At 73.0% G+C, this 6,496-nt stretch carries 6 protein-coding genes; all 6 read right to left on the bottom strand.

The features are described 5' to 3' along the window. On the bottom strand, positions 1 to 1,619 hold a 1,619-nt coding region (locus HMPREF3099_RS06865), incomplete at its 3' end, for an RNA polymerase sigma factor (RefSeq protein ID WP_083323582.1). A gap of 353 nt (positions 1,620 to 1,972) precedes the next feature. Then, positions 1,973 to 2,383, bottom strand: coding sequence for a universal stress protein (locus HMPREF3099_RS06860; protein WP_070705302.1), 411 nt, complete (start codon positions 2,381 to 2,383; stop codon positions 1,973 to 1,975). A 38-nt stretch (positions 2,384 to 2,421) separates the two neighbouring features. Further along, complete coding sequence (locus tag HMPREF3099_RS06855) at positions 2,422 to 3,528, bottom strand: DUF4192 domain-containing protein (RefSeq protein WP_070705301.1); 1,107 nt, start codon at positions 3,526 to 3,528, stop codon at positions 2,422 to 2,424. An 85-nt stretch (positions 3,529 to 3,613) separates the two neighbouring features. Further along, positions 3,614 to 4,333 (bottom strand): EcsC family protein, encoded by a 720-nt coding sequence (locus tag HMPREF3099_RS06850; protein WP_070705300.1) that lies wholly within the window; start codon positions 4,331 to 4,333, stop codon positions 3,614 to 3,616. Positions 4,334 to 4,386: 53 nt separating this feature from the next. Then, positions 4,387 to 5,460: a PAC2 family protein gene (locus HMPREF3099_RS06845; RefSeq protein WP_070705299.1), complete on the bottom strand. Its 1,074-nt coding sequence runs from the start codon at positions 5,458 to 5,460 to the stop codon at positions 4,387 to 4,389. 85 nt (positions 5,461 to 5,545) lie between these two features. Beyond that, positions 5,546 to 6,496 (bottom strand): DUF3418 domain-containing protein (locus HMPREF3099_RS06840; RefSeq protein WP_141762038.1); only part of this gene is annotated, 951 nt, incomplete at its 5' end.

Genomic DNA, 6,496 nt, shown 5'->3' with positions numbered 1-6,496 from the left:
GACATGGTCTTGGACTCGATCTGGCGGATGCGCTCACGGGTCACGCCGTAGACGCGGCCGATCTCGTCGAGCGTCTTGGGCTGGCCGTCCGCGAGGCCGAAGCGCATCGAGACCACGCCGGCCTCGCGCTCGGAGAGCGTGTCGAGCACCGAGTGCAGCTGCTCCTGCAGCAGGGTGAAGGACACCGCGTCGGAGGGCACCACGGCCTCGGAGTCCTCGATGAGGTCACCGAACTCGGAGTCACCGTCCTCGCCCAGCGGGGTGTGCAGCGAGATCGGCTCGCGGCCGTACTTCTGCACCTCCACGACCTTCTCCGGGGTCATGTCGAGCTCCTTGGCGAGCTCCTCCGGGGTGGGCTCGCGGCCCAGGTCCTGCAGCATCTGGCGCTGCACGCGGGCCAGCTTGTTGATGACCTCCACCATGTGCACCGGGATGCGGATGGTGCGGGCCTGGTCGGCCATGGCGCGGGTGATGGCCTGACGGATCCACCACGTGGCGTAGGTGGAGAACTTGTAGCCCTTGGTGTAGTCGAACTTCTCGACGGCGCGGATGAGGCCCAGGTTGCCCTCCTGGATGAGGTCCAGGAAGAGCATGCCGCGGCCGGTGTAGCGCTTGGCCAAGGAGACCACGAGGCGCAGGTTGGCCTCGAGCAGGTGGTTCTTGGCGTTCTTGCCGTCCGAGGCGATCCACCACAGCTCGCGCTTGAGCTTGGCGTCGATCTTCTCGTCGGAGTTCAGGCGCTGCTCGGCGAACAGGCCGGCCTCGATGCGCTTGGCGAGGTCCACCTCCTGCTCGGCGTTGAGCAGGGCGACCTTGCCGATCTGCTTGAGGTAGTCCTTCACGGCGTCGGCGGTGGCGCCGGCGGTGACCACCTGCTGGGCCGGGGCGTCGGCCTCGTCGTCGGCACGCAGCACGAAGCCACGGGACTCCGACTCGTCGTCGGCGGTGGCCTTCTGCGGCGCGGCCTGCGAGGTCTCGCCGGCCACCAGCTCGTTGGTGTCCCTGCCCTCGGCGGCGGCCTTCTCCTCGGCCTCGTCCTCGGCGGCGATCTCGTCGAGCTCCGGGGCGTCCGCCGAGGCGTTGCGGGCGGTCGTCTTCGCCTTGGCCGTGGTCTTCTTGGCCGGGCCCTTGGCCGTGGTCTTCTTGGCCGTGGAGGTCTTGGCCGCGGCGGTGGCCTTGCGGGTGGTGGTGGCCTTCGCGGTGGTCGACTTCGCGGTGGTGGAGGTGCCGGTGGTGCTCTTGGCCGTCGTGCTCTTGGCCGTCGTGGTCTTCGCGGCAGTCGTCTTGGCGGTGGAGCTCTTGGCGGTCGACTTCGCGGTGGTGGACTTGGCCGCGGTCGTCCGCGTGGTGGTGGTGCTGGCCTTGGGGGTGCGCTTGGTGGTGCTCTTGGCGCGCGTGGTGCGGGGCTTCACACCACGCTGCTGCTGGGCCAGCTCGGCGGCCATCTCCTGGTCGAAGTGCAGCTCCACGCCCTGGGAACGCAGGTTCTTCATGAACCGCTGCGCCTGGGTGGCCGTGAGGTCGGCGCCCTCGATGGCCTCCTTGACCTTGTTGGTGGCCACCTTGCCGTCGGCGACGGCCTTCTCGACGAACTCGGCGAGGCCCGGCTTGTCGATCATCTGCTTGCCCAGGACCGCGGTCACGGGCTCGCTGACGGCGGGGGTCTCGGTGGTCGCCTCGGCGGCGGGGTCGGACGCGGGAGCAGTCACGGAGCAGGGTCCTTCCTGGTGACACGGGCACGGCGAACCACCGGGCACGAGATCATGGGGATTCACGGACCGCCCCGAGTGGGCGACCGTCCGGCGACCCGAGGAGACCGACGGACCGGCGACGTGGTGCGACCACCGGTGAGCGGATCGGCCTCGCGGCCTGATGGAACACCCCCATTATAAAAAACCACCCCGCGCCCTGTCGCGCGGGGTGGCCCCGGGGGCGGCCACGGGGCCCTCCCGGCGACGTCACGTGGGCCGGCTCAGACGGCCTTCACCGCGATGACGGGGCACGGCGCCTCGAGCAGGATGCGCTGGGCGTTGGAGCCCAGCAGCAGCTTGCCCACCGGCGTGCGACGACGCAGCCCGATGACGATGACGGCCGGCTTGCCGTTGGTCTCGGCCTGCTCGGCCACCTCGACGAGGTCCTCCGCGGGGTCGTTGCCACGGTCGAAGTCTAGGCGCTCCAGCGGCACCCCCGCCTCGGCCAGGGCGGACTCGGCGTTCTCCAGCTCGCGGACGAACGCACGGGTGGAGTCCGCACCGCTGCCCTTGCCGGTGCGCGCGGAGTGCACCACCTGCAGGGGCTCCGAGCGGCGGATCGCCTCGTCGACGCCGAAGCGGAGCGCCGCACGCCCCTCGTCCGAGGCGATGTAACCAACGATGACTGCCATGCTCTGGGCCTCCTGTGGGTGGGTGAGTGGGCCCCAGCCTAGAGCCCGGCGACCCGCGCCGCACCGGGCCCCGCGGGACAGGCCGCGACACCCCCGTCCAGGGGGATGCCGTGGTGCACCAGCCGCAGCAGAAGCCCCGCCAGCGTGTGCCCCGGCTCGGCGTCCAGCGCCCGCTCCAGCAGGAAGCGGGCCACCACCCCGTCCCCGTTCCACCACGCCCACAGCCCGGCCGTGCACAGCAGCGGCCCCGCACAGGTGGAGGGCACCCGGGTGGCCAGCCGGCGCAGGTTCCCCGTGAGCGGCCACGCGGTCCACCGCATCGGGTGGTGGTGCTCGGCGGGGTCCCCGAGGGCCTTCTCCACCGCGGCCCAGGCGGAGGCGTCGAGCACGTCACGGGGCACGTCCCCGGGCGTCAGCCAGGCCACCAGGGCGTCGCGCACGTCCACCTGCCGCACCGCCCACAGGGCCGCCGCCACCTCCTCGTCGGTGAGCTCGGCCCCCTCCTCCCCCACCAACCGGGCCCACTGCGCCAGCGCCTCGCGCCGCAGCCGGGCCCGTCCCTTGCGGCCGGCCCACCGCTCGCGGGCCGCGTGGAGCGCCTCGGGGGTGAGCTCGTCCTCCTCGGACTGCACCCAGGGCAGCAGCAGCTCCTCGGCCGAGGCGTGCACCATCGCCCCGTCGGCGATGAGCGCGGTGGCCGCGGCGGACTCGTGGAGGCTGGGCACGGGGCGCGGCTCCCCGCAGAACGGGTCGTCGCAGGGGCACTCCGGCCGCCACCAGGAGCCCTCGCAAACCAGGGCCGCGCCCAGCACGTCCACGCCGGCCTCGAGGAACCAGTCCTCCGCCCGTGCCACCAGTCCCCCGACGTACTCCTCGTCCATCGGGTCCGACAGGTAGCCGATGACGGTGAGTCGGTCGAGACCGGCGCGCACGAGGGCCGGCAGCACCAGGGCCACGAGGTCCTCGGCGTCGGCGGCGGGGTCGCCCCACGCCTCGCGCGGCGGCAGGGCGATGCGTTGCAGTGCCACCCTGCCGGTGGGGGTCGGGCACACCAGCACCACCGCGTCGGTGGGGGTGAAGCCGGCCAGCAGCGGCACCACGGTGAGCAGGTCGGGCAGGTCTCGGACTCTGGGGATCGTCGTCATGCCCCCATGCCACCGGCCCCGGACCCGCTCGGGGACGGGTCCGGGGCCGGGGCTGTGGACGAGCAGAGCCTGCCCGAGGCCCTCCTCAGGCGCCCTGCTGCGGGAACTCCTCGCGCGCGTGGTCGATGATGCGGTTGAACATGTACACGTCCAGCCCGGCACCGATGACGCCGCCGGCCAGCGGGATCGCCTTGCCCAGGCGGGCCAGCACCTTCTCGCCGGTCTGCGCGAGCAGGCGGAAGCCCACGGCCTTGTTGACCACCGTGAGCACCGGGGCCGGCAGCTGGCGGCTGGCCAGCGAGGCCAGGCGGCCACCGGAGACCAGGGTGCCGGGGATGCCGGCGGAGGTCAGGATGTCGCGGGCGTCGGCGCCCACCAGGGTGAGCAGCACCGCCGAGCGCAGCTCGGGCTGCTGCACGTCGTGGCCGCGCAGGTGCGCGATGGCCGCCACCGCCCGGGTGGTGAGCAGGTAGAACTCCACCACGTTGGCCGGCAGCGCCACCGGCATCGTGATGAGGCCACCGAGACCGGTGACGAAACCACCACCGGCGATCTTCTTGAAGTGCGAGGAGGCGATGATCTTCTCGGCCTTCGCGCGGTCGCCGCCGGCGGCCACGAGCGCCTTCTCGGCCACCTTCTGGGCGCCCTCCACCGGTCCCACGCCGTCGATGCCCACCTTCAGCAGGCGGTCGGCCAGAGCGTTGGCGGCCTTGTCCACCATGCCGGGGTCCTCGGTCCGGGCGGCCGCGGAAGCGCGTCGCTCCATCTCCTTGTCCTTGCTGCTCTGGCGCGAGAAAAGTCCCATGGCTCCTCCTGAGGTGGGGGACGGCGGTCCGGTGCTCGAATCTAGCCGACGGGTCAGCGCCACGAGGTGGAACCGCCGGCGCTCGGGGGGTGACCCTCGTCGCCGTCGGGCTCCTCCGGGTCGCCCTCGCCGCGGGCGTCGTCGGCGCGGGGGCCGCGGTCGGATGCCCCCTTGTCGGTGGGCTCGTCGTCGCCGGGCTCGTTGGGGGCGTCCTTCATCGTGGCGCCGGAGGCCAGCCACTCCTCGAGGTCCGAGGCGATCTCGTCCGGGCTGGGCAGCTTGGCCACGTCGTGCGCGGTGAGGCTGCGACGCTGCTGGGAGCCCATGAACTCGTCGAACTGCTGCTCCATGGTGCGCACCACCTCGAGCGCCTCGGGGTTCTGCTCCACCAGCTCGTCGAGTTCACGTCGGTTCACCGCCGCGCGCTCCTCCAGGCCGTCCATCGGTACCTGGATGCCGGTGGACTCCGAGAGCGCGTGCAGCGCCGCCACGGTGCCGTCGAGCATCTCCCGGTCGGCCAGGTAGCCCGGCACGTGCACCGCGAAACCGATGGTGTCGAAGCCCTCCTCACCGAAGCGCAGGTGGGCCAGGCCGTCCACGCTGCCGGGCACCTGCATGGTGCCGAAGACCGACGCGTGGTCGGCGATGAGGCGCTCGTCCGAGGCGTAGGCGGTCAGGCCCGTGGGGCGGGTGTGGGGCACCTGCATCGGCGCGCCGTGGGCCGAGACCAGGGTGCGCACGCCGAACTCGCGGGCCAGCACCTGCAGCGCGGCGATGAAGCGCTCCCACTGGTAGTCCGGCTCGGGGCCGTTGACCAGCAGGAAGTGCCGGCCGGCCGGGTCGGTCACCCGGTGCACCACGAGCGTGGGCGCCGCCACCGAGATGTACCGGTCGCGCTGGAAGGTCAGCAGCGGGCGGCGCGCCCGGTAGTCCAGCAGGGCGTCCACGTCGAAGGTGGCCACCACGCGCGACTCCATGGTGGCCAGCACGTGGGCCACGGCGTTCTTCTCCACGTCCCCGGCGTCCACCAGTCCCCCGGTGGCCAGCCACATCACGTCGGTGCGCACCGAGCGCGGGTCGATGTCGGTGGGGTCCTCGATCCGGAACAGTGCGGTGGGGTCCTGCACGCGGGGCCTCCCTGGGTCCGTGGTCCTGCGGCCGCCGTCGCGGCGGGGCTCGCGGGCCCCGGGGGGTCACCGGGGCCGTGTGGGGTCAACGCCGCTGGCCGCGGCTCTGTTCCAGCGCCACCTCCACGGCGTCCATGGCCGCGTAGATGCGCTTCTCGCTCACCGCGTGCGCGGTGCCCAGCTGCTGGGCGAACAGGCTGACGCGCAGTTCCTCGGTCATCCACCGCAGGGCCCGCACGTCGGGTCGCAGGCGCTCGATGGCGTCCAGCCCGGCCAACAGGTCGCGCCGCTCGCGCTCCACGGTGTCCACCACGGCCTGTCGGTCGGCGTCGCGGGCGAGGTCGGTGGGCGCCTTGGTGGCGCGCACCTCCATCGCCCGCAGGTAGCGGGGCAGGTGACGCACCTGGGCGTACCCGGCCTCGGTGAGGAAGCCCGGGTGCACCAGACCCTTGAGCTGAGCGGTGAGGTCCGCGGCCAGCGGGGCCAGCCGGGGCGCAGTCATGCCCTCCACGGCGCGCTGCACCGCGGGGACGGCGGCGATGACGGGCCCGGCCGCCGCCACCATCTCCAGGATGCGGGGGGCGGCCTGCTGCTTTGCGGTGGCCAGCAGCTCGGCGAAGGCGGCCTCGTCGCGCACCGTGCCGGCGGTGGCCAGGCGCTCGGCGATGACCGAGTCCACGGCGGCGGCCAGTGCGTCGTCGAGCACCGCCTGGGTGGACCCGTGCGGGGCGGCGCCCAGAGCCAGCTTGGTCTGGTTGTCGACGCTGCGCAGGATGCGGTTCCACGGCGGGGTGAACCCGGCCAGCACGAGGCGGCGCAGGCCCAGTGCGTGCTCGTGCGCGGCCTGCCGCGGGTCGGCGAAGACCTGCACCCCGGCGGTGGTGCCCTCGTCCACGAGGGCCGGCCAGCCCTGCACGGCGCCGTCGTCGAAGTGGTCGGGCAGCTCGCCGATGCTCCAGCTCGTCAGGCCCGATGCGGTGAGCCCGGCGGCGGCGCCGGAGACGGCCTGCTGCAGCGACCCGGCCAGCTGGGCCTG

The organism is Kytococcus sp. HMSC28H12, from assembly GCF_001816045.1.
Taxonomy (GTDB): domain Bacteria; phylum Actinomycetota; class Actinomycetes; order Actinomycetales; family Dermatophilaceae; genus Kytococcus; species Kytococcus schroeteri.
This window is presented reverse-complemented; position numbering and strand designations above follow the sequence as displayed.

Excerpts from the sequence above, each read along its gene's own strand:
- HMPREF3099_RS06860 (WP_070705302.1), bottom strand. The coding sequence starts at position 2,383 with ATGGCAGTCATCGTTGGTTACATCGCCTCGGACGAGGGGCGTGCGGCG.
- HMPREF3099_RS06855 (WP_070705301.1), bottom strand. The coding sequence starts at position 3,528 with ATGACGACGATCCCCAGAGTCCGAGACCTGCCCGACCTGCTCACCGTG.
- HMPREF3099_RS06850 (WP_070705300.1), bottom strand. The coding sequence starts at position 4,333 with ATGGGACTTTTCTCGCGCCAGAGCAGCAAGGACAAGGAGATGGAGCGA.